General features: G+C 70.4%; 32 protein-coding genes and 1 pseudogene. 30 read left to right on the top strand and 3 right to left on the bottom strand.

Annotation, left to right across the window (positions count from 1 at the left end; all coding sequences use genetic code 11):
* Positions 1-305: 305 nt before the first annotated feature.
* Genes Bsp3421_RS30625 through Bsp3421_RS30610 form a run of 4 tightly spaced genes read left to right on the top strand, consistent with a single transcriptional unit; the run spans position 306 to position 1,929 of the window.
* On the top strand, positions 306-512 hold the full coding sequence (locus Bsp3421_RS30625; RefSeq protein WP_274000289.1) for a tail protein X: 207 nt from the start codon (positions 306-308) through the stop codon (positions 510-512).
* A 16-nt stretch (positions 513-528) separates the two neighbouring features.
* Positions 529-864, top strand: coding sequence for a putative holin (locus Bsp3421_RS30620; RefSeq protein ID WP_252986944.1), 336 nt, complete (start codon positions 529-531; stop codon positions 862-864).
* Between the two features lie 7 nt (positions 865-871).
* On the top strand, positions 872-1,144 hold the full coding sequence (locus tag Bsp3421_RS30615) for a phage holin family protein (protein WP_274000285.1): 273 nt from the start codon (positions 872-874) through the stop codon (positions 1,142-1,144).
* Entirely contained in the window at positions 1,141-1,929 is a 789-nt protein-coding gene (locus Bsp3421_RS30610) for an N-acetylmuramidase family protein (protein WP_274000284.1), read from the top strand. Before Bsp3421_RS30615 ends, Bsp3421_RS30610 begins: the two co-directional genes overlap by 4 nt.
* Here Bsp3421_RS30610 and Bsp3421_RS30605 read toward each other — a convergent pair.
* Positions 1,902-2,210, bottom strand: coding sequence for a hypothetical protein (locus tag Bsp3421_RS30605; RefSeq protein ID WP_274000283.1), 309 nt, complete (start codon positions 2,208-2,210; stop codon positions 1,902-1,904). The two genes, Bsp3421_RS30610 and Bsp3421_RS30605, sit on opposite strands and share 28 nt — an antisense overlap.
* Here Bsp3421_RS30605 and lysC point away from each other — a divergent pair.
* The 19 genes and pseudogenes from lysC (at position 2,203) to Bsp3421_RS30510 (ending at position 19,313) form a co-directional block, all read left to right on the top strand.
* The gene (lysC, locus tag Bsp3421_RS30600) at positions 2,203-2,472 is read left to right on the top strand and encodes an Rz1-like lysis system protein LysC (protein WP_274000281.1); all 270 of its coding nucleotides are present in this window, start codon (positions 2,203-2,205) and stop codon (positions 2,470-2,472) included. The genes Bsp3421_RS30605 and lysC overlap by 8 nt on opposite strands.
* Positions 2,465-2,902 (top strand): phage tail protein, encoded by a 438-nt coding sequence (locus Bsp3421_RS30595; RefSeq protein WP_274000279.1) that lies wholly within the window; start codon positions 2,465-2,467, stop codon positions 2,900-2,902. The genes lysC and Bsp3421_RS30595 overlap by 8 nt, the downstream gene beginning before the upstream one ends.
* Positions 2,903-2,967: 65 nt before the next feature.
* Complete coding sequence (locus Bsp3421_RS30590) at positions 2,968-3,633, top strand: phage baseplate assembly protein V (protein ID WP_274000278.1); 666 nt, start codon at positions 2,968-2,970, stop codon at positions 3,631-3,633.
* Positions 3,634-3,646: 13 nt separating this feature from the next.
* A complete protein-coding gene (locus Bsp3421_RS30585) occupies positions 3,647-4,558 on the top strand; it encodes a baseplate J/gp47 family protein (RefSeq protein WP_274000277.1) in 912 nt (303 codons plus the stop codon).
* Positions 4,551-5,117, top strand: a complete 567-nt coding sequence (locus Bsp3421_RS30580; protein WP_274000276.1) for a phage tail protein I — start codon at positions 4,551-4,553, stop codon at positions 5,115-5,117. Before Bsp3421_RS30585 ends, Bsp3421_RS30580 begins: the two co-directional genes overlap by 8 nt.
* Complete coding sequence (locus Bsp3421_RS30575) at positions 5,114-6,733, top strand: gp53-like domain-containing protein (RefSeq protein ID WP_274000275.1); 1,620 nt, start codon at positions 5,114-5,116, stop codon at positions 6,731-6,733. Before Bsp3421_RS30580 ends, Bsp3421_RS30575 begins: the two co-directional genes overlap by 4 nt.
* Before the next feature lie 120 nt (positions 6,734-6,853).
* Complete coding sequence (locus Bsp3421_RS30570) at positions 6,854-7,024, top strand: hypothetical protein (protein WP_274000273.1); 171 nt, start codon at positions 6,854-6,856, stop codon at positions 7,022-7,024.
* 157 nt (positions 7,025-7,181) lie between these two features.
* Positions 7,182-7,544, top strand: a complete 363-nt coding sequence (locus Bsp3421_RS30565) for a GPW/gp25 family protein (RefSeq protein ID WP_274000271.1) — start codon at positions 7,182-7,184, stop codon at positions 7,542-7,544.
* Positions 7,541-8,449 (top strand): baseplate assembly protein, encoded by a 909-nt coding sequence (locus Bsp3421_RS30560; protein ID WP_274000269.1) that lies wholly within the window; start codon positions 7,541-7,543, stop codon positions 8,447-8,449. Before Bsp3421_RS30565 ends, Bsp3421_RS30560 begins: the two co-directional genes overlap by 4 nt.
* Entirely contained in the window at positions 8,442-8,984 is a 543-nt protein-coding gene (locus tag Bsp3421_RS30555) for a phage tail protein I (protein WP_274000268.1), read from the top strand. The genes Bsp3421_RS30560 and Bsp3421_RS30555 overlap by 8 nt, the downstream gene beginning before the upstream one ends.
* 3 nt (positions 8,985-8,987) lie before the next feature.
* Positions 8,988-12,047, top strand: a complete 3,060-nt coding sequence (locus Bsp3421_RS30550) for a phage tail fiber protein (RefSeq protein WP_274000266.1) — start codon at positions 8,988-8,990, stop codon at positions 12,045-12,047.
* 18 nt (positions 12,048-12,065) lie between these two features.
* A pseudogene (locus tag Bsp3421_RS30545) lies at positions 12,066-12,734 on the top strand (tail fiber assembly protein); the annotation flags it as partial.
* A gap of 197 nt (positions 12,735-12,931) precedes the next feature.
* Positions 12,932-14,104: a phage tail sheath protein gene (locus Bsp3421_RS30540; RefSeq protein ID WP_274000263.1), complete on the top strand. Its 1,173-nt coding sequence runs from the start codon at positions 12,932-12,934 to the stop codon at positions 14,102-14,104.
* Positions 14,105-14,136: 32 nt separating this feature from the next.
* Positions 14,137-14,646 (top strand): phage major tail tube protein, encoded by a 510-nt coding sequence (locus Bsp3421_RS30535; RefSeq protein ID WP_252982063.1) that lies wholly within the window; start codon positions 14,137-14,139, stop codon positions 14,644-14,646.
* Positions 14,647-14,672: 26 nt separating this feature from the next.
* Positions 14,673-15,008: a phage tail assembly protein gene (locus Bsp3421_RS30530; RefSeq protein WP_274000260.1), complete on the top strand. Its 336-nt coding sequence runs from the start codon at positions 14,673-14,675 to the stop codon at positions 15,006-15,008.
* Positions 15,009-15,016: 8 nt separating this feature from the next.
* The gene (locus tag Bsp3421_RS30525; RefSeq protein ID WP_252982061.1) at positions 15,017-15,133 is read left to right on the top strand and encodes a GpE family phage tail protein; all 117 of its coding nucleotides are present in this window, start codon (positions 15,017-15,019) and stop codon (positions 15,131-15,133) included.
* Positions 15,130-17,781 carry a phage tail tape measure protein gene (locus Bsp3421_RS30520; RefSeq protein WP_274000258.1) on the top strand — a complete coding sequence of 884 codons (2,652 nt, stop codon included), beginning with the start codon at positions 15,130-15,132 and terminating at the stop codon, positions 17,779-17,781. The genes Bsp3421_RS30525 and Bsp3421_RS30520 overlap by 4 nt, the downstream gene beginning before the upstream one ends.
* Before the next feature lie 30 nt (positions 17,782-17,811).
* A complete protein-coding gene (locus Bsp3421_RS30515) occupies positions 17,812-18,276 on the top strand; it encodes a phage tail protein (protein WP_274000256.1) in 465 nt (154 codons plus the stop codon).
* Positions 18,273-19,313, top strand: coding sequence for a phage late control D family protein (locus Bsp3421_RS30510; protein WP_274000255.1), 1,041 nt, complete (start codon positions 18,273-18,275; stop codon positions 19,311-19,313). The genes Bsp3421_RS30515 and Bsp3421_RS30510 overlap by 4 nt, the downstream gene beginning before the upstream one ends.
* Positions 19,314-19,398: 85 nt before the next feature.
* Here the strand turns inward: Bsp3421_RS30510 and Bsp3421_RS30505 are convergent, their stop codons facing one another.
* Together Bsp3421_RS30505 and Bsp3421_RS30500 are read right to left on the bottom strand one after the other, a co-directional pair.
* On the bottom strand, positions 19,399-20,130 hold the full coding sequence (locus Bsp3421_RS30505) for an alpha/beta hydrolase (RefSeq protein WP_274000252.1): 732 nt from the start codon (positions 20,128-20,130) through the stop codon (positions 19,399-19,401).
* A 60-nt stretch (positions 20,131-20,190) separates the two neighbouring features.
* The gene (locus Bsp3421_RS30500; protein ID WP_274000249.1) at positions 20,191-20,610 is read right to left on the bottom strand and encodes a helix-turn-helix domain-containing protein; all 420 of its coding nucleotides are present in this window, start codon (positions 20,608-20,610) and stop codon (positions 20,191-20,193) included.
* Between the two features lie 104 nt (positions 20,611-20,714).
* On the opposite strand from Bsp3421_RS30500, the gene Bsp3421_RS30495 reads away from it, so the two are divergent.
* The 7 genes from Bsp3421_RS30495 (at position 20,715) to Bsp3421_RS30465 (ending at position 26,187) form a co-directional block, all read left to right on the top strand.
* Positions 20,715-20,945, top strand: coding sequence for a hypothetical protein (locus Bsp3421_RS30495; RefSeq protein WP_443111549.1), 231 nt, complete (start codon positions 20,715-20,717; stop codon positions 20,943-20,945).
* A 67-nt stretch (positions 20,946-21,012) separates the two neighbouring features.
* Entirely contained in the window at positions 21,013-21,261 is a 249-nt protein-coding gene (locus tag Bsp3421_RS30490; RefSeq protein WP_252982054.1) for an ogr/Delta-like zinc finger family protein, read from the top strand.
* Between the two features lie 111 nt (positions 21,262-21,372).
* Positions 21,373-21,579, top strand: a complete 207-nt coding sequence (locus Bsp3421_RS30485; protein ID WP_252982053.1) for a hypothetical protein — start codon at positions 21,373-21,375, stop codon at positions 21,577-21,579.
* A 63-nt stretch (positions 21,580-21,642) separates the two neighbouring features.
* Positions 21,643-24,411 carry a toprim domain-containing protein gene (locus Bsp3421_RS30480; protein ID WP_274000245.1) on the top strand — a complete coding sequence of 923 codons (2,769 nt, stop codon included), beginning with the start codon at positions 21,643-21,645 and terminating at the stop codon, positions 24,409-24,411.
* Complete coding sequence (locus Bsp3421_RS30475; protein ID WP_274000244.1) at positions 24,408-24,887, top strand: hypothetical protein; 480 nt, start codon at positions 24,408-24,410, stop codon at positions 24,885-24,887. Before Bsp3421_RS30480 ends, Bsp3421_RS30475 begins: the two co-directional genes overlap by 4 nt.
* Positions 24,884-25,234, top strand: coding sequence for a helix-turn-helix domain-containing protein (locus tag Bsp3421_RS30470; protein WP_274000241.1), 351 nt, complete (start codon positions 24,884-24,886; stop codon positions 25,232-25,234). Before Bsp3421_RS30475 ends, Bsp3421_RS30470 begins: the two co-directional genes overlap by 4 nt.
* Positions 25,147-26,187 carry a tyrosine-type recombinase/integrase gene (locus Bsp3421_RS30465; RefSeq protein WP_274004411.1) on the top strand — a complete coding sequence of 347 codons (1,041 nt, stop codon included), beginning with the start codon at positions 25,147-25,149 and terminating at the stop codon, positions 26,185-26,187. Before Bsp3421_RS30470 ends, Bsp3421_RS30465 begins: the two co-directional genes overlap by 88 nt.
* Positions 26,188-26,492: the final 305 nt, after the last annotated feature.

Genomic DNA, 26,492 nt, shown 5'->3' with positions numbered 1-26,492 from the left:
CCCAGACAAATCAACGCCTTACCCCACCCCGCCCGCAACTCCAAGCTCACCCAATCTCCCCCAAGCCTGCCCGTCCCCACCCAAGGTGCAATTCCGCTGCACCCGCGCCGCGTCGCGGCGTCCCCGCCGCCACGACGCACGCCGTCCGTTGCCGCCCGACGCCCCACCCCGCACCATCGTTCCGACGCTGTCCGCCCGGCCCGGCGACGTCGGCGCGCGGGCGCCGGACCTGACCGTCACGCCCTGCCCGCCGCCCGTGAGCCGGTCACCGACGCGCACCGCTTTTCCATCATGGAGCCGATCCGATGATCATCCGTTCGCAACAAGGGGACACCGTCGACGCCATGTGCTGGCGTCACTACGGCCGCACGCGCGGCATGGTCGAGGCCGTGCTCGAACACAACACGGGCCTCGCCGACCACGGCCCCATGCTGCCCATCGGCGTCGCGGTCGACATGCCCGAGCTTGCCGCCGCGCAAAAGCCGGTCCCGCTCCTGCAACTCTTCGATTAACCCTGGAGCCGCGCCAATGGCCGAACCGAGCACCACCACCTTTTCCGTAGCAGCCGCCATCGGCGTCGCGGGCCTGATGCCCGGCATCGACGGCAACGCGCTGCTCGGCGCATTCACCGGTGCGGCGCTCGTCGTCGTCACGTCGAAGGACGTGTCGATCCTGCAACGCTTCGCGTACCTGCTGATTTCGATCACGGTCGGCTATCAGTCCGCCCCCGAGGTCATCCAGGCGACTCCGATCCATTCGACCGGCGTCGCCGCCTTCTTCGCCTCGGCACTCGCGATCACCTTCACCCTGCAGCTGATCGAGCGCATCAAGTCGTTCGATCTGCTCTCGTTGTTCAGGAAGTGAGCCTGCCATGCTCGAGAATCCGCCTGCACTCGCCGCCTTCATCGCCTATCTGCTGGTCTGCATGCGGCTGCTGACCTATCGGCGCGGTCGCGCTCGGCATCGTCACGGCGTGGCCTGGGTCGCGTGGATGCTCGTCGTCGTGTCGGGCTGGTCGGCGTTCCAGGCGCTCGTCCACGAAGCCGGGATCTCGACCGTCGAGGCGCTGCGGGCCGCCCTGCTGTGTGTCTTCGTATTCGGCGTGCGCGGCAACGTCGCGCGCCTCCTGCGGGGCGCGCGATGACCGTGCGCCTGAACGACGCCGGGCCGGACGTCGCCCTGCTGCAACGCCAGCTGACCCGCGCCGGCTATCCGCTCGTCGCGACCGGCCGCTTCGACGCCGTCACGCAAAGCGCCGTGATCGCGCTGCAACGCGATCGCGCGCTCGCCGTCGACGGCATCGCCGGCCCCGCGACCTGGATCGCGCTCGAACGCGCGGTCCAGCCGGCGCCGCTCGAAGCGGCGGAGCTCGCCGCCGTCGCCGCGCGCCTGGACGCGCCGCTCGCCGCCGTCCGAGCCGTCGCCGAGGTCGAATCGCGCGGCAACGGCTTCCTGCCCGACGGCCGCCCCGTCATCCTGTTCGAACGGCATCAGTTCTGGAAACGGCTCGCCGCGCGCGGCATCGCACCCGCCCCGCTCGCCGCGTCCTGTCCGGACATTCTCGCGACCACGCCGGGAGGCTATGCAGGCGGCGCCGCCGAATACGCGCGCCTCGCGCGCGCCGAGGCGATCGATCTCGCCGCGGCCGACGAAGCCGCCAGCTGGGGCGCGTTCCAGATCATGGGCTTTCACTGGTCGCGGCTCGGCTACGCGAGCATCGACGATTTCGTGCTGCGCATGCGCGCCGGCGCGGCCGAGCAGCTCGACGCGTTCGCGCGCTTCGTGGGCGCGGACCCGACCCTGCTCGACGCGCTGCGCCGCCAGGCCTGGGCCGCGTTCGCGCGCGGCTACAACGGCCCGGACTACGCGCGCAATCAGTACGACGCGAAGCTCGCGCGCGTCTACGCGCAGTACGCGCGCCCCGCATGAGCCCGTGGCTGTCGCGCGGCGTCGCGCTGCTGCTCGCCCTCGCCGCCGCATGCGGCGCGCTCGCCTACGTGCGCCTGCTGCGCGCCGAACTCGACGCCGCCCGCACCGCCCGCCTGACGGCGGAAGCCGCGGTCGCGGCCCGCGACCGCGAACTCGCCGCGCGCCGCGCACTCGAAGCCGCCGCGCGCGTCCGGCTCGCCGCGCTCGAACACACGCGCGACACGGCCCGCGCGACGCTCGCCGCGCGGGAAAGCGCTTACCGGAGACTCGAGAATGACCATGCGAAGCTGCGCGAGTGGGCGTCTGCTGCCCTGCCTGATGATGTTGTGCGCCTGCACGAGCACCCCGCCTTCACCGGCGCCGGCTCCTATCTTGAATTCATGCGCGCCGGCGAGCCGCTGCACGCTGCCGGCGACCTCACTACGCGACAACGGTGATCTGCGCGCCGCGCTCGCCCGCGCCGAAAGCGCGTGGGCCGAATGCGCGGCGGTCGTCGACACGATCGTCGTCTGCCAGTCCGACCAGGAGTCCGTCCATGATTAAACCCGACAGTCTGCGCCGTGCGCTCGTCGCCGCGGGCGCGTCGCCCGACAAGCTCACTGTGTCGATCGAGCAGGGCGCGCTCGTCGCCACCGGCGCGCCGTCGCCCTCGTTCGAATACCGCTACGTGCTCAACGTCACGCTGCGCGATGCGCCGGGCGATCCCGATCCGTTCGCGATCGCCCTCGTCGCGTGGCTCGCCGAGCACGAGCCGGCGCTGCCGCTGCGGACCGACGAACGCGAGACCGGCGTGACCTTCGACATGACGCCCGACAACGGCGCGCCCCGGCTGATGCTGCGCGTGAAGCTGTCGGAACCGGTCGTCGTGACGACCCTGCCCGACGGCGGCCGGCGCGGCGAGCATCTGTCCGAACCGGCTCCGGCCTGGTCGATCGCCGGCCTCTATGCGCCGCCCGGCACGATCCTCGGCTGACGTCGCCGCGCCGGCGACATACGCGCCGCCGTGCGCCGCGCCGCGGCGTGCCGCACGATGCACGCATGAACGACCGCAATGAATCGACCCGCCTCATGCTCAACCAGATCCGCCGTGGCAGCATCATGGCGGTCGACCACGCGCGCGCGCTGTGCCGCTTCCAGAGCGGCGAGCTGCAGACCGACTGGCTGAGCTGGCTCACGCCCGCCGCGGGCACCACGCGCGAATGGCTGCCGCCCACCGTCGGCGAGCAGGCGGTGCTGCTGTCGGAAAGCGGCGACCCCGCGCAGGGCGTCGTGCTGCGCGGGGTGTTCTCGGATGCGGCCGGCGCGCCCGGCGACAGCCCGGACACGCACACGCGCGTCTATCCCGACGGCGCGCGCATCGACTACAACCATGCCGCGCACGCACTCACCGCCGAGCTGCCGGCCGGCGCGACGCTCACCGTGATCGCACCCGGCTCGGTCGAGGTGCGGACCCGGGCCGCGACGCTCAAGGCCGAGACCGTGACGATCGACGCGGGCGCCACCACCGTGACCGGCTCGCTGCTCGTGCAGGGCGCCTTCGAGTTCCAGGCCGGCATGACCGGCAAGGGCGGCGGCGGCGGCGCGACGATGCGCATCGACGGCGCCGCCGAATTCAGCGGCGACGTGCGCGCGCAAGGCAAGAGCCTCCCCGGCCACACGCACCGCGCGCAGGGCGAGAACGCGGTCACGAGCCCGCCGCTGTGACGCCGCGCCGCCCATGAGCCTGTCCGCCCTGATCGACCTCGCCAGCCTGCCGCGTCCCGACGCGCTCGAGATGCTGGATTTCGAAGCGCTCCTGGCCGCGCGCAAGGCCGCGTTGATCGCGCTGTGGCCCGCGGAGGAACGCGCGGACATCGCCGCCACGCTCGCGCTTGAATCCGAGCCGCTCGCGCGCCTGCTGCAGGAGAACTGCTATCGCGAGCTGGTCTGGCGGCAACGCGTCAACGACGCGCTGCGCGCCGTGATGCTCGCCTATGCGACCGGCGCGGACCTCGAACAGCGCGCCGCGCTGTTCGGCGTCGAGCGGCTCGTCGTCGCGCCCGGCGACCCCGCCGGCCAGATCCCCGCTCAATACGAAAGCGACGCCGACCTGCGCCGCCGCATTCAACTCGCGCCGCAGGGCTTCAGCACCGCGGGCCCGGCGGCCGCCTACGTGTCGCGCGCGCTCGCCGTCGACGGCCGCCTGCTGGACGCGCGCAGTTCGCGTCCGCGTCCCGGCGACGTGCTGGTCACGCTGCTCGCGCGCGACGGCGACGGCACGGCGCCGCCGGCCCTGCTCGACGCCGTCGCGCGCGCACTGAGCGCGGAGGATCAGCGGCCGCTGAACGACACCGTGCAGGTCGCGTCGGCCGACATCGTCCGCTATCGGGTGCGCGCGACCGTCTTCACGCAATCACCGGTCGGCGCGGAGCTGCTGGTCCGGCGCGCGCGCGACAACGTCCGCGCACATGTCGACGCGATGCACCGGATCGGCGCCAAGGTGGCGACCTCCGCGCTGATCGGCGTGATCCAGGCGGCGGGCATCACGCGCACCGACCTGAGCGAGCCGGCCGTCGATCTCGTGACCAGCACCACGGCCGCGCCGTATTGCGAAGGCATCGAGATTCTCGACGGCGGCGTCGATGACTGACCTGCTGCCGCCGAACGCGACGCCGCTCGAACGCCGCGTCGCCCACGCGCTGGGCCGCGTCGACACGCTGCCGGTCCCGCTGCGCGCGTACTGGGATCCCGCGCGCTGCCCCGTGCCGCTGCTGCCCTACCTGGCCACCGAGGTCTCGGTGGACGGCTGGGAGCTGGCGGAATCGGAGGATGCGCGGCGCGCGCTGATTCGCGGCGCGATCGAGCTGCATCGCAAGCGCGGCACGCCGTGGGCGGTGCGCGAGGTGATCCGGCGGCTCGGCTTCGGCGAGGTCGCGCTGATCGAGGGCCGGCTGATCCGTCGCCGCGACGGCGCGATGCGCCGCAACGGCGACTACGTGCATGGCCGCGCCGACGCCTGGGCCGAATACCTGATCCGGCTCACGCGCGCGATCACGCGCGACCAGGCCGACAACCTGCGCGCGATGCTCGAACGCTACGCGCCGCAGCGTTCGCATCTCGCGCTGCTCGACTATCGCGCGAGCCCGATCCGTCACAACGGGGCGGCCCGCCGCGATCGCCAATACAACCGAGGAACGATCCATTCATGACGAACCTGACCGAAACCGGGAAGTGGGAGTCCGGCATCTATCAGCTGGAGACGTCCGACCCCGTCGAGGGCGGACCGGACGGCATCGACAACGTGCAGGCCCGGCAGCTCGCGAACCGCACGCGCTACCTGAAGGACACCCAGGAGGCGCACTTCGCGAGCGCGGACCCGCATCCGCAATACGCATCGAAGTCGTTGCAGACCACCAAGGCCGACCTCGATTCGCCGACCTTCCGCGGCGCGGTGCGCGTGCCGGACGCGCCCGGGGGCGACGCGTCGACGCTGGCCGCGAACACCGGCTTCGTCGCGGCGGCGCTCGCAGCCGGCGTGCAGGCGCAGGGCAAGCTCAACGGCGTGAACCGGCCGAACCTGCTGCCGAACGGCTCGGGGGAACTCGGCAACGCGGCCTGGAGCAGCGCGAACCTGCCTGCGGCGTCGGGCAACTGGGGCGACGGCCCGCAGTTCGTGAACCTCGCGCCGATCACGGGCGGCGATCTGCTGCAGGACCTCGGCGCGCCGCTGCCGTGCAACGCGGGCGTGAACCTCGCGCTGTCCGCCGAGCTGTACGCCTACGGCATGACGCGCGGCACGGTGCGCGTGCGGCTGCAGGCGCTCGACGCAGCGGGCCAGCCGATCGGCGACGTCGCGCAGTGCCTGCTCGACGCGGGCGCGAACGGCTGGCAGTACCGCAGCGCGAGCGGGGTCACGCCGCCCGGCACGACGCAGGTCCGCGCGATCAAGGCTGCCGACGCGCGGCCGCTCGCGCCCGCATTCGGCTGCGCCGTGCGTGCGATCAAGATCGAGCAGGGCCCGGCGCCGTCGCTGTATTCGCAGGAAGCGGACTGGGCCACCGTCGCGCCGCTCGATTCCCCCGCGCTGACCGGAGCGCCAAAAGCGCCGACGCCGCCCCTGACGGATAGCGGCGCGCGCATCGCGACCACCGAATTCGTGCGCCGCGCGGCGGGCAATCACGCAGGCTACCTGTCGCTGAACGCATCGCAGACGCTGACCGACAAGCATGTCGGCCAGTTCATCCAGACGAACGCCGCGGGCGCGATCACGCTCACGCTGCCCGCCGACACGCCCGATCTCCCGCCCGGCAGCGTGATCGATCTCGTCAACGGCGGGCCGGGCGCGGTCACGCTCGCGCCGGCGAGCGGCAACACGATCTACGTGATCGGCAGCGCGCCCGCGCTGTCGCCGGTGCTCGCGTCAGGCGACAGCGCGCGGCTCGTGTCGACGGGGCGCAATACCTGGCTCGTCAGCCAGGGCACCGCCCAGCTGCGCTACACGGGTGCATTCGGCGCGGGTCTCACCGCCGGCGGCAGTTACCAGAAGCTGCCGAGCGGCCTGATCCTGCAGATGGGCTTCTATTCCGGCTCGACGCAGGGAACCGTGATCGACGGCATCAGCGAGAACGTCATCCCGGTCAATTTTCCGATCGCATTTCCGAATGCCTGCTTCGGAATCGTAGCCACGCCAGGCGATGTGAGCGGTTATATGCAGGAGACCGCCTGGGTCCTGGCGCTGCCGTCGCGCACGACCGCCGCCATGGGCCTGTCGTGCCGCCTGGCCAACACGCCTATGTGGGCCTTCTACTTCGCCTGGGGACAATGATGGGTCAGAAATTCGCGTCCTACGACGCCCAGCTTTTCATCACCGGCCTGTACGACGACGTCGACAGCCCGGCGCCTGCGCAGTGCGCGCGACGCGACGCTGCGCACCACCGACGGCGTCGTGGCCCGGCACCAGGACGAACTGCTGCTCGCGCGCGGCACGACCCTGAGCGCCGAGCAATTCACCGTGCTGCTCGCGTATCGCGCCGCGCTGCGCGACGCGCCGGCCCAGCCGAGCTGGCCGGATCTCGATCTGCCGGCGCCGCCCGCGTTCCTCGCGCCGCGCGACTGAGCGCCGCCGGCGCGCTGTACTCGCGCCGGGCACACACGCCGTCGCGTGCGCGCGCCGCGACGGCCCGGCACCATCGAAGCATGAACGCACGCCTCGCTTCGCCTTCGATCGCCCCCGCCCCGAGCCCGGCTCGCCGCGCCGACGTGGAGGCCCGCCGATGAAAGGCCTCAACGCCACCACGGGACGCGCGTTGAGCGGCCTGCCCCATCTCTACCAGTCGATCGGCAAGATCCTGACCACGCCGCTCGGCACGCGCATCGCGCGCCGCGATTTCGGCTCCGAGCTGCCCGATCTCATCGACGCGCCCAACAACGGCGCGGCCCGCGTGCGCCTGTACGCCGCGGTCGCCGCTGCGCTGATGCGCTGGGAACCGCGCCTGAAACTCACGCGCGTGCAGCTCGACGCGTCGACGGACGAACTGGTCGCCGGCGCGCAGACGCTGGAGATCGAAGGCGTGACAACCGAGACCGGCGAACCGGTCTCGACGCGCGTGCAACTCGATGCGAGACCCACCGTATGAGCGCGACCCCGATCGACCTGTCCCGCCTGCCCGCCCCCGACGTGGTCGAGCAGCTCGACTACGACACGCTGCTCGCGGCGCGCAAGGCGCGCCTGATCGCGCTCTATCCGGCGGGCCAGCAGGCCGAGGTGCGCGCGACGCTCGAGCTCGAATCCGAACCGATGCTGGTACTGCTCCAGGAAAGCGCGTATCGCGAGATCGTGCTGCGCCAGCGCATCAACGACGCGGCGCGCGCGGTGATGCTCGCCTACGCGACCGGCCGCGATCTCGACCAGCTCGCGGCCTTCTTCGCCATCGAGCGCCTGGTGCTGTCGCCGGCGATTCCCGAACAGGGCATCCCGGCCGTGATGGAAAGCGACGTCGACCTGCGCAAGCGCACCCAGCTCGCGCCGCAGGGGTACTCGGTCGCGGGCCCGGAAGGCGCGTACATCTCGCATGCGCTGAACACCGACGGCCGCGTGCTCGACGCCTCGGCGACGAGCCCCGCGCCGTGCGAAGTGCTCGTCACGATCCTGTCGCGCGACGGCGACGGCACGGCCGATGCGCGCCTGATCGACGCGGTCGCCGCCGCGCTGAAGGCCGACAATGTCCGGCCGCTGACCGACTGCGTCACCGTGCAGAGCGCACAGATCGTGCCGTACAAGGTCAGCGCGACGCTCTACACCTTCCCGGGGCCGGACTCCGGCGTCGTGCTCGCGGAGGCCCGCGCGCGTCTCGCGCGCTACGTCTCCGACGCCCATCGCCTCGGCCGCGAGATCACGCTGTCGGGCATCTACGCCGCGCTGCACGTGGAAGGCGTCGAGCGCGTCCAGCTCGACGAGCCGGCCGCGAACGTGGCGATCAACCGGACGCAGGCGGCGTACTGCGTCGACGCCGCGATCCGGCACGGCGGCATCTATGGATGACCTGCTCGCGCCGAACGCATCGCGCCACGAGCGGCGCATCGCGGCCGTGAACGGCCGGATCAGCGACCTGCCCTCGCCGATCCGCGACCTGATGAACGCCGACCGCATCCCGGCCGCGCTGCTGCCGTGGCTCGCGTGGCAGCTCGGCGTCGACGCCTGGAAAGACTACTGGCCCGAGCAGATCAAGCGCGCGCGCGTGAAGGCCGCGATCCCGATCGCGCGCCGCAACGGCACGGCCGCGGCCGTGCGCGAGGTGGTCGCGACCTTCGGCGGCAACATCGTGCTGCGCGAATGGTTCGAGACCAACCCGCCCGGCAAGCCCGGCACGTTCTCGATCGTGATGACCGTCAGCAGCCGCGACGGTCAGCCGCCCACCGCGGACTACGTCGCCGACATCCTGGCCGAAATCGACCGGACCAAGCCCGTGCGCGCGCACTACTCGTTCACGCAGGGGTTCGCGATCAACACCACGCAACGTTTCGGCGCGGTGGCACGCATGGCCGCCTATCGCCGCATCCGCATGACAGAGGCTTAATACATGGCTGCAATCTTCACCGTCACCGATGCCGGCCGCGCCGCGCTCGTCGCGAGCGGCAACACCGGCACCACCGCGCACCAGGTCGTCGAGATCGGGCTGAGCACCGTCAAGTTCACGCCGTCGAAGGACCTGCTGGCGCTGCCCGGGGAAAAGAAGCGCATCAGGACGATCGGCGGCCGGAACATCAGCCCGGACACGCTGCACCTGACCATCAACGACGCCACCGCCGACCAGTACGTGCTGTTCGGCATGGGGTTGTACCTGGAGAACGGCGTGCTGTTCGCCGTCTATTCCCAGGACGCGCCGATCATGGAGAAGTCGCCGTCGGCGGACCTGCTGCTGTCGGCCGACATCCAGTTCGTGTCGATCGACGCGGGCGCGATCACGATCGGCGACGCGTCGTTCGTCAATCCGCCCGCGACGACCGAGATCACGGGCGTGATCGAGCTGGCCACGCAGGACGAGGTCAACGCGGGCCAGGACGCGACGCGCGCGCTGACGCCGAAGACGGCGGCCTCGCGCTACGCGGCGAAGACGGGCGCGACCTTCGTGGGGCCGGTCGCGATCGACTTCGATGCGGGCCCGGAAACCGCCCACCTTCACCTGCGCCCGCCGTCGGGCGCGCTGGGACGCGAAAGCCGCCTGCGCTTCTACGGCACGTTCGGCGGCGGGACGGCCGACACCGGGACGCGCCTCGTCGCCACCGTGCGCTCGGGCTTCGACAACGGCTTTTGGGGCCGCGAATACCTCGACTTCTGGCTCAACAGCGCCGGGAACGACATCAACCACGACAACAAGCAAAGCCGCGTGATGCGTCTCACCGGACAGGGCACCGTGGTGATCGGCAAGCTGCCCCACGGCGACGCCAGCGCGCTTCAGGTCGACGGCGGCGGAAGTTTCCGGCGGGTGATCAACGTGGCGGGCAACGCGATCGCCGCGTTCAACACGAACAATTACGACGGCCTGACCATCGAGGCCTTCAACGTGGACAACACGGTGAAGAAGCCGATCTCGCTCGCCCCCTACGGCGGCCGCGTGATGCTCGGCACGGTCAACGACGACGGCGCGAACCTGCTCCAGGTGGCCGGCGACATCGGCACCTCGGGTGCGCTGCAGGCGGGGCGCGGCACGACCAAGGCCGTGGTGAACAGCGACCAGGCCACCGCGTACTACTACGCATCGGGCGATGGCCAGGCCTTCCTCGGCGGCAACGGCAAGGGCTGGACCTCGCTGATCACGGCCGGCGCGGAGCGCATGCGGGTCACGAATGCCGGGCGCGTGCTGATCGGCTCGCTGAACGACGACGGCAAGAACCTGCTGCAGGTCAACGGCAATGCCGCATTCGCCAACGGCGTGATCAGCCGGGGGCTCGACCATGCCAACGGGGGTCAATTCCGCGCCGCCGGCAACAACTTCGGTGCGTTCCTGCGCATCGACGACAGCAACGCCTATCTGCTGTCCACGAACAAGGGCGATCCCTACGGCGCCTTCAACGGCTACCGGCCGTTCTCGTGGTCGCTCGAAGACGGCGCGGTCAAGATCGCCTTCGACGGCTCCCCGACCTTCATCAACGGCACGACCACGATCGAAAAGGATCTGCAGGTCAAGAACGGCGTGATCAGCCGCGGGAGCGACCGTGGCAACGGCGGGCAGTTCCGCGCCGCCGGCGCCAGCTACGGCGCGTTCCTGCGCAACGACGATTCGAACGTCTACCTGCTGTCCACCAGCAAGGGCGATCCATTCGGGGGCTACAACGACCTGCGGCCCTTCGCGTGGTCGCTCGACACGGGCACGGTCAAGATCGCCAGCCATGGCGCCGACACCTACATCGGCGGCAATGCCATCGTCGGCAGCGATCTGCATGTCAACCGGGGCAACAATGAAGGTCACATCTTCCTCGGCACGAACACCGGCTACCTCTACGGCAACGCGGACAGCTTCGGCTGGTGGTGGCCGGACAAAGGCGCCTCGCTCCAGTACTTCGCCACCGACCACACGCTGCGCGTCGACGGCCAGCTGGTCTGGCACCTGGGCAATCTCACGCCGCTCGATCGCAACCTCGGCGGCCAGATGCTCGGCGACCTCAATTTCGCGCCCGGCAAGCGCATCTTCCTGTCGGAAGGCAGCGCGAGCGCGCCGTCGCTGACCTTCATCAACGACGGCGCGCCCGACACCGGCCTGTATCACATGGCCGACGGCCACTTCGGCGTGACCTGCAACGGCATCGGCACCGTTCACTTCGCCCCGGAAGGCACGTACTTCGACCAGCCGGCGTTCAGCCTTCACCCGCCCGCCGGCGAAAAGTCGAACCGGGTGCCCACCACCGCGTGGGTGTCGTCGGAGATCGCCGCCGCCTCGATCGGCCAGATCGTGTTCGAGCCGCGCACCAACGCGCGCGCGGGCTTCGTCAAAGCGAACGGCGCGCCGCTCAATCGCGCCGACTATCCCGCGCTGTGGGCCTACGCACAGGCCAGCGGCGCGCTCGTCGCCGAAAAGGACTGGGCCAACGGCAACTGGGGCTGCTTCTCCGACGGTAACGGCTCCACCACGTTCCGCATCCCCGAGCTGCGCGGCGAATTCATCCGCTGCTGGGCCGACGGCCGCGACGACATCGACGCGCAGCGGCGCATCGGCACCTATCAGGACTCACAGAACATCTGGCACGCGCACGGCGCCTCGTCGAGCACGGCGGACGATCACGTGCACAACGCCTGGGCCGACGGACAGGGCGTGCACAACCACCACGGCGTAACGGGCGCCAACGGCAACCACCAGCACATCGCGCCGTATTCGGAAGTCAACGTCGCCCCGTGGGGCGTCGCCGCGTGGTCCCAGCTGGGCTCCCACGGCGGCATCGACTACGACAACCCATGGGCCTACACGTCGCCCGCGGGCGATCACAACCACGAGTTCTGGACCGACGTCGGCGGCGCCCACAACCACGCCATCGGGATCGGCGGCGGCGGTCGCCACAGCCACGGCATCACGGTCAACGCGGACGGCGGCAAAGAAGCGCGCCCGCGCAACATCGCGATGCTCGCGATGATCCGCGCTTACTAACCATTCCACGAGTTCACCATGCTGATTCATCACTACGACTCGCTCACCGGCCAGTACCTGAGCAGCAGCCAGCCCGACATCGATCCGCGCAACGACACGCGCTGGCTGATCCCCGCCTTCAGCACGACCGACGCGCCGCCCGCGCGCACCCCGTTCACCTGGCCGTTCTACCGCGACGGCGCCTGGTCGCTGCTGCCCGACTATCGCGGCCGCATGCTGTATCGCCAGAGCGACGGCCTGCCGACCGAACTGGTGGTCGCGGGCAAGACGCCGGACGAACAGGGTCTCACCGATCAGCCGCGCCCGAGCGAGCGCTACAGCTGGCACGACGGCGGCTGGAGTGTCGCGCCCGAGCAGATCGCCCGCGAAAAGCACGATGCCGCGATGGCCGAGTTCGAGCTGCGCATGACGCGCGCGCGCAAGCAGAACGCCGGCAAGGCCGACGCGCTCGCCGCCGGCCTGCTCGACGACGAGGGCGTCTACTACTTCAAGGCGTGGTCCACCTACCAGATGGCGCTGGTGCGCGAGGTCGAGAAGGAAGGCTTCCCGGAAGGCGTGACCTGGCCCGCCGAACCGGCGCCCTACGTGCCGCCGCCGCCGAAGCCGACCCCGCCGACGCCCGAGCCGAAGCCGGATCCCGCGCCCCAGCCCGACCCGGCCGCACCGCCGAAGGACGATACGCCCGCGACGCCGGCCCAGCCCGCCGGGCCCACGGCGCCTCCGAAGAACGCGTCACCGGATCCGGCGGCGTCTTCCCCGGCCCCGTCCCGCGACGCCGCCCCCGCGGCGCCCGCCGGAACGGATCCGCAACCCGCCGCCCCCGCGGCTTAACCCCAGACCGCCCTGATTCGGGCTCCTGAATTTTCTCACCTTGGAGTAACGACATGCCCCAGGATTACCACCACGGCGTCCGCGTCATCGAAGCCAACGACGGCACCCGTCCGATCCGCACCGTCTCGACGGCCGTGATCGGCGGCGTCTTCACGGCCGAGGACGCCGACGAAAAAGCCTTCCCGCTCAACACGCCGGTGCTGCTGACGAACGTGCTGCAGGCGATCGGCAAGGCCGGCACGAAGGGCACACTGGCGCGCTCGCTCGACGCGATCAGCAAGCAGGCCAAGCCGCTGTGCATCGTGGTCCGCGTGCCGCAAGGCAAGACCCCGGAGGAAACCACCTCGAACGTGGTCGGCACGGTCACGCCGGACGGCCAGTACACGGGCCTCAAGGCGCTGCTGACGGCCGAGGCGAAGCTTGGCGTGAAGCCGCGCATCCTCGGCGCGCCGGGCCTCGATTCGCAGCCGGTCGCGGCCGCGCTCGCCGAACTCGCGCAAAAGCTGCGCGGCTTCGCCTACGTGTCGGCCGCCGGCGCGAAGACCAAGGAGGACGTCACCGCCTACCGCAAGCAGTTCAGCCAGCGCGAGCTGATGGTGGTGTGGCCGGAATTCCTCGGCTGGGACACCGCGACCAACAGCAGCACGGTCATCGACGCGACCGCGATCGCGCTCGGCCTGCGCGCGAAGATCGACGAGGACACCGGCTGGCACAAGTCGCTGTCGAACGTCGGCATCAACGGCGTGACGGGCGTGAGCCGCGACGTGTTCTGGGATCTGCAGGACCCGGCGACCGACGCGGGCTACCTGAACGAGCACGACGTGACGACGCTGATCCGCGCGAACGGCTTCCGCTTCTGGGGCTCGCGCACCTGCTCCGACGATCCGCTGTTCGCCTTCGAGAACTACACGCGCACCGCGCAGGTGCTGGCCGACACGATGGCCGAGGCGCACATGGCCTACGTCGACAAGCCGATGCATCCGTCGCTCGTGCGCGACATCATCGAAAGCATCAACGCGAAGTTCCGCGAACTGATCGCGAACGGCTACCTGATCGGCGGCTCGGCCTGGTACGACGAGAGCGTCAACACGCCGGAAGCGCTGAAGGCCGGCAAGCTCGCGATCGACTACGACTACACGCCGGTGCCGCCGATCGAGAACCTGACGCTGCGCCAGCGCATCACCGATCGCTACCTCGCCGATTTCGCCTCGCGCGTCGCCGCCTGATCCGCCGTCCTCACTTTCACTGGAGCACTCACATGGGTATGCCTCGCAAACTCAAGAATTACATGCTGTTCAACGACGGCAACGCGTACGTCGGCCAGGTCGCGGAAATCACGCTGCCGAAGCTGTCGCGCAAGATGGAGGACTACATCGCGGGCGGCATGACCGGCCCGATCAAGGTCGACTGGGGCCAGGAAGCGATCCAGCTCGAATGGACCTGCGGCGGCCTGATGCGCGGCGTGCTGTCGCAATGGGGCGTGACGACCCACGATGGCGTGCAGCTGCGCTTCGCCGGCGCCTACCAGGGCGAGGATTCAGCGCGCCCGGACGCGGTCGAGATCGTGATCCGCGGCCGCCATTCGGAGATCGACCTCGGCACGGCCAAGTCGAAGGAAGACACCGCGTTCAAGGTCACCACGCAGGCAAGCTACTACAAGCTCACGATCAACGGCCAGGTGATTCACGAGTTCGACTTCATCAACATGGTCGAGACCGTCAACGGCGTCGACCTGCTCGGGTCGCTGCGCAAAGCGATCGGCCTCTGATCCCCTTCGGCGAGAACGACTCCATCATGACGAACCACGCTCAACACGAAGCCGTCCGCGCCGAAGCGGCGGCTTCCGCGATCCCGCTCGACACGCCGATCGTGCGTGACGGCGAAACCATCGCCGCCGTCACGCTGCGCAAGCCGACCGCGGGCGAGCTGCGCGGCACTTCGCTGCACGACCTGGCGCGCTTCGACGTCAGCGCGCTGCAAAAGGTGCTGCCGCGCATCACCTCGCCGTCGCTGACGGAATTCGAGGTCGGCCAGCTCGACCCGGCCGACCTGCTCGCGCTGGCGGGGGCCTTCAGCGATTTTTTGCTGTCGAGATCGCAGAAAGCGGCCATGGCATCCCCGTCTGCGTAGAAGACCCGATGGCCGACATCGCGCTGGTGTTCCACTGGCCCCCCGGCGCGATGTACGACTTCACGCTCGCCGAGCTGATGGCCTGGCGTGAGCGCGCCCGCGAACGTTACCAATCCGAATCATGAGCAACGACCAGAAATCGAGTGAGCTGAGGGCGCGCCTCGGGCGCGCCTCCCAATCCCTGCAGGCGATGCTCGCGGGCCGGGACGTCGAGACGCAGAAGCTGAAGGCGTCCAAGGCCGAACTCGCCTCGGTCAAGCGCGCGCAGCAGGACATCGAGTCCTTTCGCAAGCTGACGGCGCGGCTCAAGACCGCGACCGACCGGCAGATCGAGGCCCGCATGCGCGTCGATCAGGTCAATCAGGAGATCGTCGCGGCAAGCGGCACCCCGCTTTGGAAGATCGTGGCCGAGCGCCCCGCGGCGCTCGCGAGCGCGAGCGCCGCCCAGGCCCGGCAGAGCGAGACGCGTCGCCAACTCGATGCGGTCGCCGCCCGGCTCGGCCGGCAGGGCATCGCTCCCAACCGCGGCCTCGCCGCGCAGTCGCGGCGCCTCGACACGCGCGCGGGCACCTTGCAGCAGGACACCGGCACGCGGCAAAAAGCCTCGGACGAGAAGCGCGACAAGCGCACGGCCGATCTGAAAGACCGCGCGGAAAACATGAAGGGTGCCGGCGAGGCGCTGTCGTCGGTCGGCCGCACGATCGTCGGCAAGCCGCTCGAAGCCGCGATGAACGCGGAGGCCTCGCAGAACCAGTTGAAAGCGAGCCTGATGCGACCGGACGGCACGGTGCCGCCCGTCTTCGAAAAAATGAACCTGCTCGCGGAGCAGTTCGGCGCGAAGCTGCCCGGCTCCGCGAACGCGTTCCGCGAGATGATGAGCACGCTCGTCGAGGAAGGCACCCAGCCCGCCGAGGTGCTCGACGGCGTAGGCGCGGCCGTCTCGAAGCTGTCGCTCGCGATCGGCAAGACGCCGGCCGAGGCGGCCAAGCTCGCGACGTCGCTGCGCCAGGCGACCAACAGCAGCGCGAAGGATCTCGTCGCCCTCAGCGACGTGGCCCAGCGCGCGCTGCACTCGGGCCTCGACGACAAGGACCTGACCGCCGGCTTCGACAAGCTCGCGCCCGCCATGCGCAAGCTCGGCCTCGAGGGCTCGCGCGGCGCGCAGGCGCTGACGCCGCTGCTGATGATCGCGAAGCAGTCCGGCGACCTCGACGGCAAGGCGGCCGGCGCCGGCTACGCGAAGATGCTGTCGACCGTGACCCGGACCGACAAGGTCGGCCGGGCCAACCGCCTGCTCGATCCCGCGATGAAGCTCGACTTCACCGACGGCAAGGGGGGCTTCGGCGGCGTCGAGAAGATGGCCGCGCAGCTCGGCAAGCTCAAGGCGCTGTCGGACGAGAAGCGCGAAGCCGTGCTCGCGCAGCTGTTCGGCCGCGACGACACCACCCGCAAGGCCGCGTCGGCGCTGATCGACGCCGGGCCGACCGGGTACCGCGAGAACGCCGACAAGCTCGCGGCAGGCCCCGGCATGCAGCAGCGCGCAGACCTGCAGACCAACACGCTCGGCAACGCGCGCGAAGCGCTGATGGACCGCGGCACCGAGGCGCTGAGCATCGCGGGCGCGGCGATCGCGCCCGACGCGCAGGCCACGCTGCAATTCCTGTCGGACATCGTCGGCAAGATCACCGAGTGGATGCGCGCGAACCCCGAGCTGACCGCGAGCCTGATGCGCGTCGCCGCCGTGCTGGGCGGCGTGATGGCCGCGGGCGGTGGCCTCCTGATGATGGTCGGCAGCATCCTCGGTCCGATCGCGATGCTGCGCGGCGCGCTCGGCGGGCTCAGCCTGTTCGGCCCGCTGATCGGCCTGTTCCGCGGCGTCGCGGTCGCGATCGGGCTCGTCGGGCGGGTGGCCCTCGCCAATCCGCTGATGCTGCTGGTGACGGTTGCGGCGTTGATCATCACGCACTGGGACGTCGTGCAGCGCGTGTTCGCCGGCGCCGTGGAGTGGATCAAGAAAGCGGCGCACTACGTCGGCAAGCTGTTCGGCATCGGCGGCGACGACGCCGACGACAAGACCAAGCCGCTGCCCGGAGACGTCGGCGCCGCGCTCAAGAATCCGTCCACGCTCGCGCGGCTCGCGAATCAACCCGCCGCGCCGGGATTGTTCGACGCCTCCGGACAACTGGCGCCCGTGACCGCGCCCGCCGCGGGCGCGCCGCTCGATCCGGCGCGCTTCGGCGGTCGAAGCGCAAGCGCCGGTCCGCTCGCCGCGCCGGGGCTGCCCGACGCCTCCGCGCATCTGGCGCCCGTGACCGCGCCCGCGGCGGGCGCGCCGTTCGATCCGGCCAGCTTCGGCGGACGACGCGCAAGCGCCGGCCCGCTCGCCGCGCCGACACTGCCGACGTTGCCGGCCGCGACGCCGCTGCCGCCTGCGGCGCAGCCGGCAGGCGCGGGGCCGCGCGCGAGCGCGTGGGCCCCGGCCGCCGCACCGCTGCCCGCGCCCCTCGCACCGGTCGCGCCGCTGCGTCTCGGCCAGTCCGACGCCTTTGCCCCGGCCGCCGCGCCGCTCGCGTTCGACACGCGCGCACCGCTCGGCGTACCGACCCCGGGCAAGACCGTCAACGTCGCGGGCGACACCTACAACATCACGCTGACCGCCAACTCCGGGCCGGCCGGCGACGAACTGTTGCGGATGGTGCGCGCCGAGCTCGCGCGCGGCGAGGAACTGAAGCGCACGCGCGTCGTGTCGAGCTTCTCCGACGCGCTCGCCTGACCCCACGTCTCACTCGCAAGGATCGCCAGCATGCTCGCCTCTCTCGGTCAATTCGCGTTCGGTCTGCCGACGCTCGCCTACCAGGACCTGCGCCGCTCGATGGACTGGAAGCACGTCACCGCGCCGCGCGTGGGCGTGCGCGACGCCAGCCAGTTCACCGGCCCCGGCAAGGACACCGTCACGCTCAACGGCGTGCTCGCGCCGCAACTGGCGGGCACGCTCGACTCGCTCGACGAACTGCGCGCGATGGCCGCGCGCGGCGACGCCTACGTGCTCGTGGACGGCGCGGGTCACGTCTACGGCGCCTACCTGATCGAAAGCCTCGACGAGACGCAGGCCTACCTGCAGCGCGACGGCGTGCCGCGCAAGATCACCTTCTCGATCGTCCTGCGCCGCGTCGACGAGCGCCCCGCGATCGCCGCGGACGAACCGTCCGACGCGGACGCGGACGAGAGCGATCCGGACACGGTGCAACCGCAAGGCCGACGCGCATGAAGCAGCCGCAAGCCGACTACCGCATCACGCTCGACGGCCGCGACCTGACGCGCGCGCTCGATCCGCGCCTCGTGAGCCTGTCGCTGGTGGAGAGCCGCGGCGGCGAGGCCGACACGCTCGAGCTGGTGCTCGACGACAGCGACGGCCGGCTCGACCTGCCCGCCTGCGGCGCGGAGCTGACGCTCCAGCTCGGCTGGATCGAGCCCGGCCTCGTGGACAAGGGCCGCTTCACCATTGACGAGGTGAGCTTCCGGGGCGCGCCGGACACGATCACCGTGCGCGCGCGCGCCGGTTCGATGACCGATGCGATGAGCGAACGGCGCGAGAAGAGCTGGCACCGCACCACGCTCGGCGCGATCGTGCAGGCGATCGCTGCGCGCTATCACCTGAAGCCCGTGATCCCGGCGGATCTCGCGAAAATCGCGATCGCGCACATCGACCAGACGCACGAGAGCGACATGTCGTTCATCACGCGCATCGCGAAGCGCTACGACGCGGTCGCCTCGGTCAAGAGCGGCAATCTGCTGTTCATGCCGATCGGCAAAGGCCGCACCGCGAGCGGCAAGCCGCTGCCCGCGCTCGCGATCACGCGCGCGAGCGGCGACCGGCACCAGTACAGCCTCGCGAAGCGCGACGAGTTCGGCGGAGTGCGCGCGTACTACCACTCGACCGGCAGCGCGAAGCGCAAGTCGGTGGAGGTGGGCGGCGGCAAGGACGCGAAGAACACCAAGGTGCTGCCGGAAACCTACCCGGACGAAGCCGCGGCGCGCGCGGCGGCGCAGGCGGAATACCAGCGCACGATCCGCAGCCAGGCGACCCTGGATTACGCGCTCGCGCTCGGCCGGCCGGATCTCTATCCGGAGATGCCGGTGAACCTGAGCGGCTTCAAGCCGGAGATCGACGGGACCGTCTGGCTCGCGAAGAAGGTGACGCACAAGATCGACGCGGGCGGCTTCACGACGACGCTCGAACTGGAGGTCAAGGGTGATCCGCCGAAACAGAAAAACGGCTCGGGCGGCAAGCCGAAAGGCAAGTGATCACAGAGAACGTTTGCCGGGTGCGCTACCACGCGCGCTCGGCTGGGCCGCCCGGTACGGCGACGGTCCGTCGCGCCGGATCGCGTCAGCGCCGGTGGCCCGGCACCTGCTCCCAAGCGGCGTGTTCGCCCGCCGCGACGCACTGCTGACGCGTGCCCGCCTGCATCACGATGCTGCCGACCGTATAGCGGGCGCCGCCGTACTCGCATTGCAGCACGCGCGGCACCGTCGGCATCGCGACGGGCTCCGGCGCCACCAGGCGGCCGCCCATCGCGTACGCGCCGGCCACCAGACCGGACAGCGCGAGTGCGCCCGCCAGCACGGCGCGCCACGGCAGCTTCTTCGCGCCGGGATTGAGCACCGACGACTGAATGAACATCGGCTGCCGCAGTTCGGCGACCATCGCGGCCGGCGCCGGCGCCGGCGCAGGTGCCTGGCGATAGCGCGGCGCGTCGAGCCCGTGGCTCGCCGGCCGCTGCGGCTGACGGGCGGCGGAGGCCTGCCCCGCCATGCCGTTGCGCAGCCAACCGTCGAGATACGACATCACGCGCGCGTACTTCTCGCGCGGCAAGGTCTCCACGCTCTCGAAATTGAATACGCTCATCAGGCGGCGGTACACCATCAGCTTGTCGGTGCCCGTCTTCGACTCGATCTCGAACGCCTTGCGCGCGATCGCGTTGCGCTGGCGATCGCTGACGGGCGTAGGGTCGACCCCGTGGTGGATATGCAGGTCGACATGCGCCTGCACCGTGTTGGACTTGATGTTGCCCCCGGCAACCTGTCCCACTTCGCGTTCAAACTCGTACTTTGTTTTCATTTTCCGTACCGTTTGTCACAAATCAGCTCGATACCGCCCTGGCCTGGGGCGGGGGAAGGGCTACTTCCGTTTCTTCGCGCGTCCACCTCCGAGATTGAGTTCGACATTGCCGTGGAACGTCGCGTCGCCCTGGATCTGCTGGCCGACGTCACCCTTGAACGTCATCGCCGCCGGCGCACGCAAACCGCCGATCAGTGCCCGCACCCCCGCGCGGCCCTGCTCGTCCAGCCCGCGATAGCCCGCCAGCAGCGCGGCTTCGTCCGCGTCCAGCGCGCTCGCCGCGCGTACGCCCGTCAGCACGAACAGCAGGTCGACGCCGGCCGCCCCGATGCCGACCAGGTAATGGGCGTCCGGCGCCCGCTCACCCTTCTCGTACAGCACCTGGGTCTTTTCCGTGACGCCGCCGCGTTCGCCGAACGCGCGCAACGACAGCGCGATGCGCTTGCGCTCCGCGCGCAGGCGCTCACCGATACTTTCCATTTGGTTTGTTTGGATGTTGAAAGCACACCGAATGGTGTGTATTATGAACTTGTGCAAGGTTAACGACAGGAAGTATATCCGTCATGTCCACCAAACGAATCCCCATGTCCCGCTCCCCGCGCGGCGTGCTGTCGAGCAAGCCGGTGTACATGCGGCTGATGCCGCATGAGCAGCATACGCTCGCACAACTGTCCGAGCGGCAGCGCCGTTCGATGTCGAGCATCGCGCGGCTCGTCTACCTCGAAGGCCTCGACCGCTACGTCGAGAAAAGCGCTGCGCCGGAGGCCGACGTGTCGGGCGCCGCTGCATCGGGCGCCGACGCGCCCCAGGACTGACGCCGATGCGCGCCCCGTCCGTTCCCGCCCGCCTCGCGCGCCCGTTCCCGCTCCGGAGCCCGATTCCATGCGCATCCTGAACCGCTGCCCGCATTGCCGCGCGCGCGCCACCGCGCGCAGCAGCCGCGACATGTCCCTCACGTTCCGTGAAGTGACCTTCGCCTGCTCGAATCCCGAGTGCGGCCACACCTATGTGGTGAACATGGAGTTCGCCCGCACGCTGTCGCCGTCGGCGACGCCCGACCTGTCGCTGAACCTGCCGCTGTCGCCGCACGTGCGCGAGCGGCTCGAACAGCAGCTGGACCTGCCCGGCTAAACCCCAGCGCGTTCCCCGTTTCCTCGCATCGTGCCTGCGCGGCGCGAGGGACTCGTTTTGCCCGGCGTCGCGTGGGCAGGCCCCACCGTGCGCCGCCGCCAGGAGACCTCGATGAAAAACACCCTGTTCAACCTCGGCCTGCTCGCGCTGCTCGCCTTCACGCTCGCGGGCCTCACCGACGCCGTCGCGCGCCTCGTGCGGCGCGCCGGCCAGCCGCCCGCTCGGCTCGCCGCGTTCGGCGCCGCATGCGCGACGCTGATCCTGCTGCTGGCCCTGCTCGCCTGGGCGCTGCCGACGCGAGGCGCGCATGGTGCGTGACCACCGGCCCGCACGGCTCGCCGCCGCCGCTTTCCCGATCCCTGTAGAACCGCGTCCGCAATCATGGCTTCGATCGACGAACTGAAACAGCGCATCGACCTGCACGACCTCGCCGGCCGCCTCGGCCTCAAGCGCGGCCGCGGCGGCGAGCGCGCGCTGTACCACTCGCCCGCGCACGAGGACCGGCAGCCGTCGCTGTCGATCTTCCAGCACCACCCCAAGCACGGCACCGGCTGGCGCGACCACAGCGCGGACGTCGGCGGCTCGTGCATCGACCTCGTGATGTACGCGCGCGGCGGCACCGTCGCCGACGCGCTGCGCTATCTGCACGACGCCTACGGGATCCCGTCCGGCCCGCCGGCGACCGGCGTCGCGCGGCGCGACAAGACCACGGTCGACTACATCGCCGAGCGCTGCATCGCGGCCCGCGAGCAGGCCCGCGACTATCTCGCCGGGCGCGGCATCGCGGCCGACGCGCTCGACGCCGCGCTGCACGCGCGCACCGTCGGCTTCAACGACTGGGCCAGCATGAAGACGCCGCCGGGCAACGTCGGCCACGGCGGGCCCGCCGCCGCGTTCATCGTGCGCGCGCCGGCCGGGCACGAGATCGTCGCGGTCGACGTGCGCTATCTCGACCCCGCGCTCAACGGCGACGTGAAGACCCAGACCCACGGCGACAAGGCCGGCTACGGCTGGACCGCCGATCCGCGCCGGCTGGCGCAAGCGCAGCGCGTGGTGCTCGTCGAGAGCGCGATCAACGCGCTGTCGGTCGACAGCTGCGCGCTGCCGGGCGCGGCCGCCTACGCGCTGCGCGGCCTGGCGAACGTCGCGCGGATCGACTTCTCGTTCCTGCGCGGCAAGCAGGCCGTGATCTGCCTCGACAACGACGAACCGTTTCCCGACGGCCACCCGCGCGCCGGCCAGCGCCCCGGGCCCGAGGCCGCCTGGGCCCTGTACGAACGGCTGACGGGCCTGAACGTGAGCGCGGTGCTGGTCGACCAGCGCGAGTGGCGCGCCGATCTCGCCGACGGCGAGCCCGACGCCGCACCGCTCAACGACGTCAACGACTACCTGCGGCAGCGCGGCGTCGCCGCGCTGCGCCGCGCGCTCGAACACTACGAGCCGTGGCTGATCGCGGGCCTGCCCGGCGACGACAGCCGGCGCGGGCGGCCGCGCATCTTCCTGCCGCCGCACGACTTCGCGCAGTACTGGCGCTTCCGCACGCGGCCCGACTTCACGAGCCATATCGCGAAGCTCGAACGCAACGACGAGACCGGCATCGAGACGCCCGTGCTGGTCGACCTGTGCGGCTTCCGGATCGCGTCGATCAGCCGCGTCGCGGTCGCGAGCGCCACCTCGACGATGACGGGCGACGCCGACCAGGCGCCGACCGTCTATTTCGCGGTGTCGGTCCAGGCGCCGCGCCACGGCGCGACGCTGATCCGCCGCGTGATGCTCGACGACCAGTTGCACAACACCGACCAGTGGTCGAAGTTCGGGCCGATCTGGGCGCGCGCGCCGTTCCTGCGCATGGTGAACATCCTGGAGCGCGGCGCGGATCTCGGCGCGCGCCACGCGGTGAACTTCGTCGGCCTCGCCTGGCGCGACGGCCGGCTGATCGTGAACGAAGGCCCCGACTGCTACTTCACCGAAGCGGACAAGCAGTGTCCGTATCACAACCTGAGCTTCCCGTCGGGGCCGCGCGGCGACGCGCGCCGCGTGATCGCCGCGTATCAGCAGACCTTCCGGCAGAACGCGGCGGCGCTGCCGCTCGTGTGGGGGCTCGGCGGCCACCTGAAGGCGCTGCTCGGCTTCTGGCCGCACCTGACCGTGCAGGCCGACAAGGGCGCGGGCAAGTCGACGCTGATCAAGCGCCTCGAACGCACGCTCGCGTTCACGATGTTCTCGGGGCAATCGCTGCAGACCGAATTCCGGCTGCTCACGAGCGTCAGCCACACGAGCCATCCGGTCGGCTGGGAGGAACTGTCGGCGCGCCGCCAGGACGTGATCGACAAGGCGGTCGGGCTGCTGCAGGAGAACTATCAGTACACGATCACGCGACGCGGCGCGGACATGACGGAATACCTGCTGTGCGCGCCGGTGATGCTCGCCGGCGAGGACGTGCCGGTGCGCAGCCTGCTCGGCAAGCTGGTGCGCACCACGCTGACGGGCAAGCGCGGCCCGCTCCTGCCCGACGAGCTGCCGCGCTTCCCGGTGCGCGAATGGCTCGCGTTCCTCGCGAGCCTCGCGCCGCGCAACGTCCTCGAACAGTACCGCGCGCTGCGCGAGCGCTGCCTCGCGGGCAGCCGCGCGAGCGGCGCGGACGACGGCGCGCTGCGGATGGCCGGCAACTACGCCGCGGTCGCGCTCGCGTGGCGCTACCTGTGCGAGTTCGCCGGCATGGACCCGGACGAGGGCGACTTCGAACGCGACCTGCTCGCCGAGATGAACAGCCACATCGCCGAGACGAGCGCCGACCGCGAGCCGTGGGTATGGATCATGGAGACCGTGCTGTCGGAGATCGACAGCGGCAACTTCAAGCACCCGCATACGTTCGACACGATCGACGGCGAGCTTTGCCTGCTGCTGCGCACCGGCCACGTGATGGACCACATCGCGCACACGAGCGCGCTGCGCGACAAGTGGAACAGCCTGCCGGTGAAGTCGGACCGGGTCTTCAAGAAGCAGCTGCACCACGCGGGCGTGGTGGTCGGCGAGAAGGAGGTCGAGCGCCGCATCTGCCTGCGCCGCGTGCCGTACCTGACGCCGGTGTCGCTCGCGCGGCTCGCGGGCTTCGGCCTGCACGTCGCCGTGCGGGAGGATCTGCGATGAGCCGCCTGCGGACCACGCCCGCGCGGGAGACGGCACACAGCGCGCCGGAATCACGGCATTCGGCCGGCGCGTATCGCAAGTGCTTGATTCGCGAGGAAAACCGCGCCATGAAAAGCGGTCATATCGCCATCAGTGGGATGTGCAACGCCAGCAATGGCGCGGCCTGGGGCCACCGTTCCTTCTTTCTTTCTCTTCTCTTCAAGTTATTGAAAGAGAAAGAAAAAAGACAGCGTGCCGCAACCGGCCGCGCGCCGGACGCGACGCCACGGGTTGCGGCCGTTTCGCCAGGAGTCGGCGAGCGCGGCCGCGCGGCGCGCCACGAGTCCGGGCCGCGCCATGTGTCGGACGCGTGGCGACATACCGCCCGCCATCCCTTATCCATCAATGCGTTGCGCACGCGCGACGGGCAGGCCACGAGTCCACGCGTTGCGCTGCGTGTGGGCGTGCCGTCCGGTCGACGAGGAGGCCGCCGATGAACCCAGTTATCCAGACGCTCGATCTGATCGCCGCGGCCGCGCTGCTCGGCGCCCATCCTGAAACCGTGCGCCTCAAGGCGAAGGCGGGCGCGCTGCCCGGCCGCAAGGTCGGCAAGCGCTGGATCTTCTCGCTGCTCGCGCTGCAGCGCTATCTCGCCGGCGAATGGACGCCGGACCGCCCGCCCCCCGCTCACCCTGGCCTGGATGAAACCGCATGTCGCTCTATCAACGAACCGGCAGTCCGAACTGGTATTACAAGCTGTACCCGCCTGGCGGCGGAAAGCCGCTACAAGGCAGCACTGGCACCCGCGACAAAGTCCGCGCGCAGGAGTTCCACGACCGCCTGAAGGCCGAGCTGTGGGATGTGGCGAAGCTCGGAAGGCGGCCGCGGCATCTGTGGAACGACGCGGTCGTGCGTTACGTGAGCGAGCGCGAGGGCATCGCGAGCCTGGAGACGACCAAGACGCACCTGCGCTGGCTCGATCGTCACCTGGCGGGCGTGCCGCTCGCGGCCATCGACCGCGCGACGATCGACGCGATCGCCCGGGCGAAGCGCGACGAACCGCGCGTCGTGCTCACGCGCGCGGGCCCGAAGCCGACGGGCGGGCGGGTCAGCGCGGCGACGGTGCGGCGCGTGACGGGCGTGCTGAAGGCGGTGTTGAACGCGGCGGTGGCATGGGAATGGCTCGATCGCGCGCCCGTCACGCCGCGCGGCCGCACGACCGGCCGGCGCATCCGCTGGCTCACGCCGGCGCAGGCCGACACGCTGCTGACCGCGCTGCCGACGCATCTCGCTCAGATGGCGCGCTTCAGCCTGGAAACCGGCTTGCGGCGCGCCAACGTGACGGGCCTGCAGTGGTCGCAGGTTGATCTTGCGCGGCGCATCGCGTGGATCCATCCGGACCAGGCGAAGGCGCGCAAGGCGATCGCGGTGCCCTTGTCCGAGACGGCGCTCGCGGTGCTGCGCCGGCAGTTGGCGGCGCAGCGGCATCCGGCGTATCGGGACAGCGTGTTCGTGTATCGCGGCCGGCCGGTGCGGCAGACCTCGACCGCGGCGTGGAAGAAGGCGCTGGCGCGCGCGGGCATCGAGGACTTCCGCTGGCACGACCTGCGCCATACCTGGGCGAGCTGGCACGTTCAGCGCGGCACGCCGTTGCAGGTGCTCAAGGAGCTGGGCGGCTGGGAAACGATGGAGATGGTGCAGCGCTATGCGCACCTGTCGGCGGAGCATTTGACGCAATGGGTGAGCCCGCTGACGCGCGACGTAGGTGCAGTTCAGGTACATCGGGAGGGGGGATGAAACGAGGGAAGCCTCGTGGCAATTGGCGCGCCCGGCTGGGATCGCCCCCTGCCTTCGGGGTTGCGGATTAGCGGCGCGCTTTCTTGAGAATCAATGCTTTATGCGAATCGCGAATCGCGAATTTCAAGCTCTCCGGGTGAAACCGAATTGAAACCTCAGCGTACTGGCCACACATGCGGTCGAGCCTGCATCCTCATGCGAACGCCTATTTCGAGATGGCCATTGTGTAACACTATCGCTGCGCCAAGGATCGAGTCCATCGATCCGGCACAACGAAAACCACCTGAGAGCCACGTTCCGAGGAT

The sequence above is a fragment of the Burkholderia sp. FERM BP-3421 genome (genome assembly GCF_028657905.1).
Lineage (GTDB): Bacteria > Pseudomonadota > Gammaproteobacteria > Burkholderiales > Burkholderiaceae > Burkholderia.
The sequence above is the reverse complement of the archived record's forward strand: the minus strand, read 5'-3'. Positions and strand labels throughout refer to the sequence as shown.

What these genes read in the sequence shown, in the direction of transcription:
- Bsp3421_RS30585 (WP_274000277.1), top strand. Translation starts at nt 3,647, where the DNA reads ATGAGCCTGTCCGCCCTGATCGACCTCGCCAGCCTGCCGCGTCCCGAC.
- Bsp3421_RS30480 (WP_274000245.1), top strand. Translation starts at nt 21,643, where the DNA reads ATGGCTTCGATCGACGAACTGAAACAGCGCATCGACCTGCACGACCTC.
- Bsp3421_RS30575 (WP_274000275.1), top strand. Translation starts at nt 5,114, where the DNA reads ATGACGAACCTGACCGAAACCGGGAAGTGGGAGTCCGGCATCTATCAG.
- Bsp3421_RS30595 (WP_274000279.1), top strand. Translation starts at nt 2,465, where the DNA reads ATGATTAAACCCGACAGTCTGCGCCGTGCGCTCGTCGCCGCGGGCGCG.
- Bsp3421_RS30555 (WP_274000268.1), top strand. Translation starts at nt 8,442, where the DNA reads ATGGATGACCTGCTCGCGCCGAACGCATCGCGCCACGAGCGGCGCATC.
- Bsp3421_RS30620 (WP_252986944.1), top strand. Translation starts at nt 529, where the DNA reads ATGGCCGAACCGAGCACCACCACCTTTTCCGTAGCAGCCGCCATCGGC.
- Bsp3421_RS30515 (WP_274000256.1), top strand. Translation starts at nt 17,812, where the DNA reads ATGCTCGCCTCTCTCGGTCAATTCGCGTTCGGTCTGCCGACGCTCGCC.
- Bsp3421_RS30495 (WP_443111549.1), top strand. Translation starts at nt 20,715, where the DNA reads ATGTCCCGCTCCCCGCGCGGCGTGCTGTCGAGCAAGCCGGTGTACATG.
- Bsp3421_RS30625 (WP_274000289.1), top strand. Translation starts at nt 306, where the DNA reads ATGATCATCCGTTCGCAACAAGGGGACACCGTCGACGCCATGTGCTGG.
- Bsp3421_RS30535 (WP_252982063.1), top strand. Translation starts at nt 14,137, where the DNA reads ATGGGTATGCCTCGCAAACTCAAGAATTACATGCTGTTCAACGACGGC.
- Bsp3421_RS30500 (WP_274000249.1), bottom strand. Translation starts at nt 20,610, where the DNA reads ATGGAAAGTATCGGTGAGCGCCTGCGCGCGGAGCGCAAGCGCATCGCG.
- Bsp3421_RS30525 (WP_252982061.1), top strand. Translation starts at nt 15,017, where the DNA reads ATGGCCGACATCGCGCTGGTGTTCCACTGGCCCCCCGGCGCGATGTAC.
- Bsp3421_RS30615 (WP_274000285.1), top strand. Translation starts at nt 872, where the DNA reads ATGCTCGAGAATCCGCCTGCACTCGCCGCCTTCATCGCCTATCTGCTG.
- lysC (WP_274000281.1), top strand. Translation starts at nt 2,203, where the DNA reads ATGACCATGCGAAGCTGCGCGAGTGGGCGTCTGCTGCCCTGCCTGATG.
- Bsp3421_RS30510 (WP_274000255.1), top strand. Translation starts at nt 18,273, where the DNA reads ATGAAGCAGCCGCAAGCCGACTACCGCATCACGCTCGACGGCCGCGAC.
- Bsp3421_RS30470 (WP_274000241.1), top strand. Translation starts at nt 24,884, where the DNA reads ATGAACCCAGTTATCCAGACGCTCGATCTGATCGCCGCGGCCGCGCTG.
- Bsp3421_RS30490 (WP_252982054.1), top strand. Translation starts at nt 21,013, where the DNA reads ATGCGCATCCTGAACCGCTGCCCGCATTGCCGCGCGCGCGCCACCGCG.
- Bsp3421_RS30580 (WP_274000276.1), top strand. Translation starts at nt 4,551, where the DNA reads ATGACTGACCTGCTGCCGCCGAACGCGACGCCGCTCGAACGCCGCGTC.
- Bsp3421_RS30590 (WP_274000278.1), top strand. Translation starts at nt 2,968, where the DNA reads ATGAACGACCGCAATGAATCGACCCGCCTCATGCTCAACCAGATCCGC.
- Bsp3421_RS30605 (WP_274000283.1), bottom strand. Translation starts at nt 2,210, where the DNA reads ATGGTCATTCTCGAGTCTCCGGTAAGCGCTTTCCCGCGCGGCGAGCGT.
- Bsp3421_RS30520 (WP_274000258.1), top strand. Translation starts at nt 15,130, where the DNA reads ATGAGCAACGACCAGAAATCGAGTGAGCTGAGGGCGCGCCTCGGGCGC.
- Bsp3421_RS30475 (WP_274000244.1), top strand. Translation starts at nt 24,408, where the DNA reads ATGAGCCGCCTGCGGACCACGCCCGCGCGGGAGACGGCACACAGCGCG.
- Bsp3421_RS30530 (WP_274000260.1), top strand. Translation starts at nt 14,673, where the DNA reads ATGACGAACCACGCTCAACACGAAGCCGTCCGCGCCGAAGCGGCGGCT.
- Bsp3421_RS30610 (WP_274000284.1), top strand. Translation starts at nt 1,141, where the DNA reads ATGACCGTGCGCCTGAACGACGCCGGGCCGGACGTCGCCCTGCTGCAA.
- Bsp3421_RS30540 (WP_274000263.1), top strand. Translation starts at nt 12,932, where the DNA reads ATGCCCCAGGATTACCACCACGGCGTCCGCGTCATCGAAGCCAACGAC.
- Bsp3421_RS30505 (WP_274000252.1), bottom strand. Translation starts at nt 20,130, where the DNA reads ATGAAAACAAAGTACGAGTTTGAACGCGAAGTGGGACAGGTTGCCGGG.
- Bsp3421_RS30485 (WP_252982053.1), top strand. Translation starts at nt 21,373, where the DNA reads ATGAAAAACACCCTGTTCAACCTCGGCCTGCTCGCGCTGCTCGCCTTC.
- Bsp3421_RS30560 (WP_274000269.1), top strand. Translation starts at nt 7,541, where the DNA reads ATGAGCGCGACCCCGATCGACCTGTCCCGCCTGCCCGCCCCCGACGTG.
- Bsp3421_RS30565 (WP_274000271.1), top strand. Translation starts at nt 7,182, where the DNA reads ATGAAAGGCCTCAACGCCACCACGGGACGCGCGTTGAGCGGCCTGCCC.
- Bsp3421_RS30550 (WP_274000266.1), top strand. Translation starts at nt 8,988, where the DNA reads ATGGCTGCAATCTTCACCGTCACCGATGCCGGCCGCGCCGCGCTCGTC.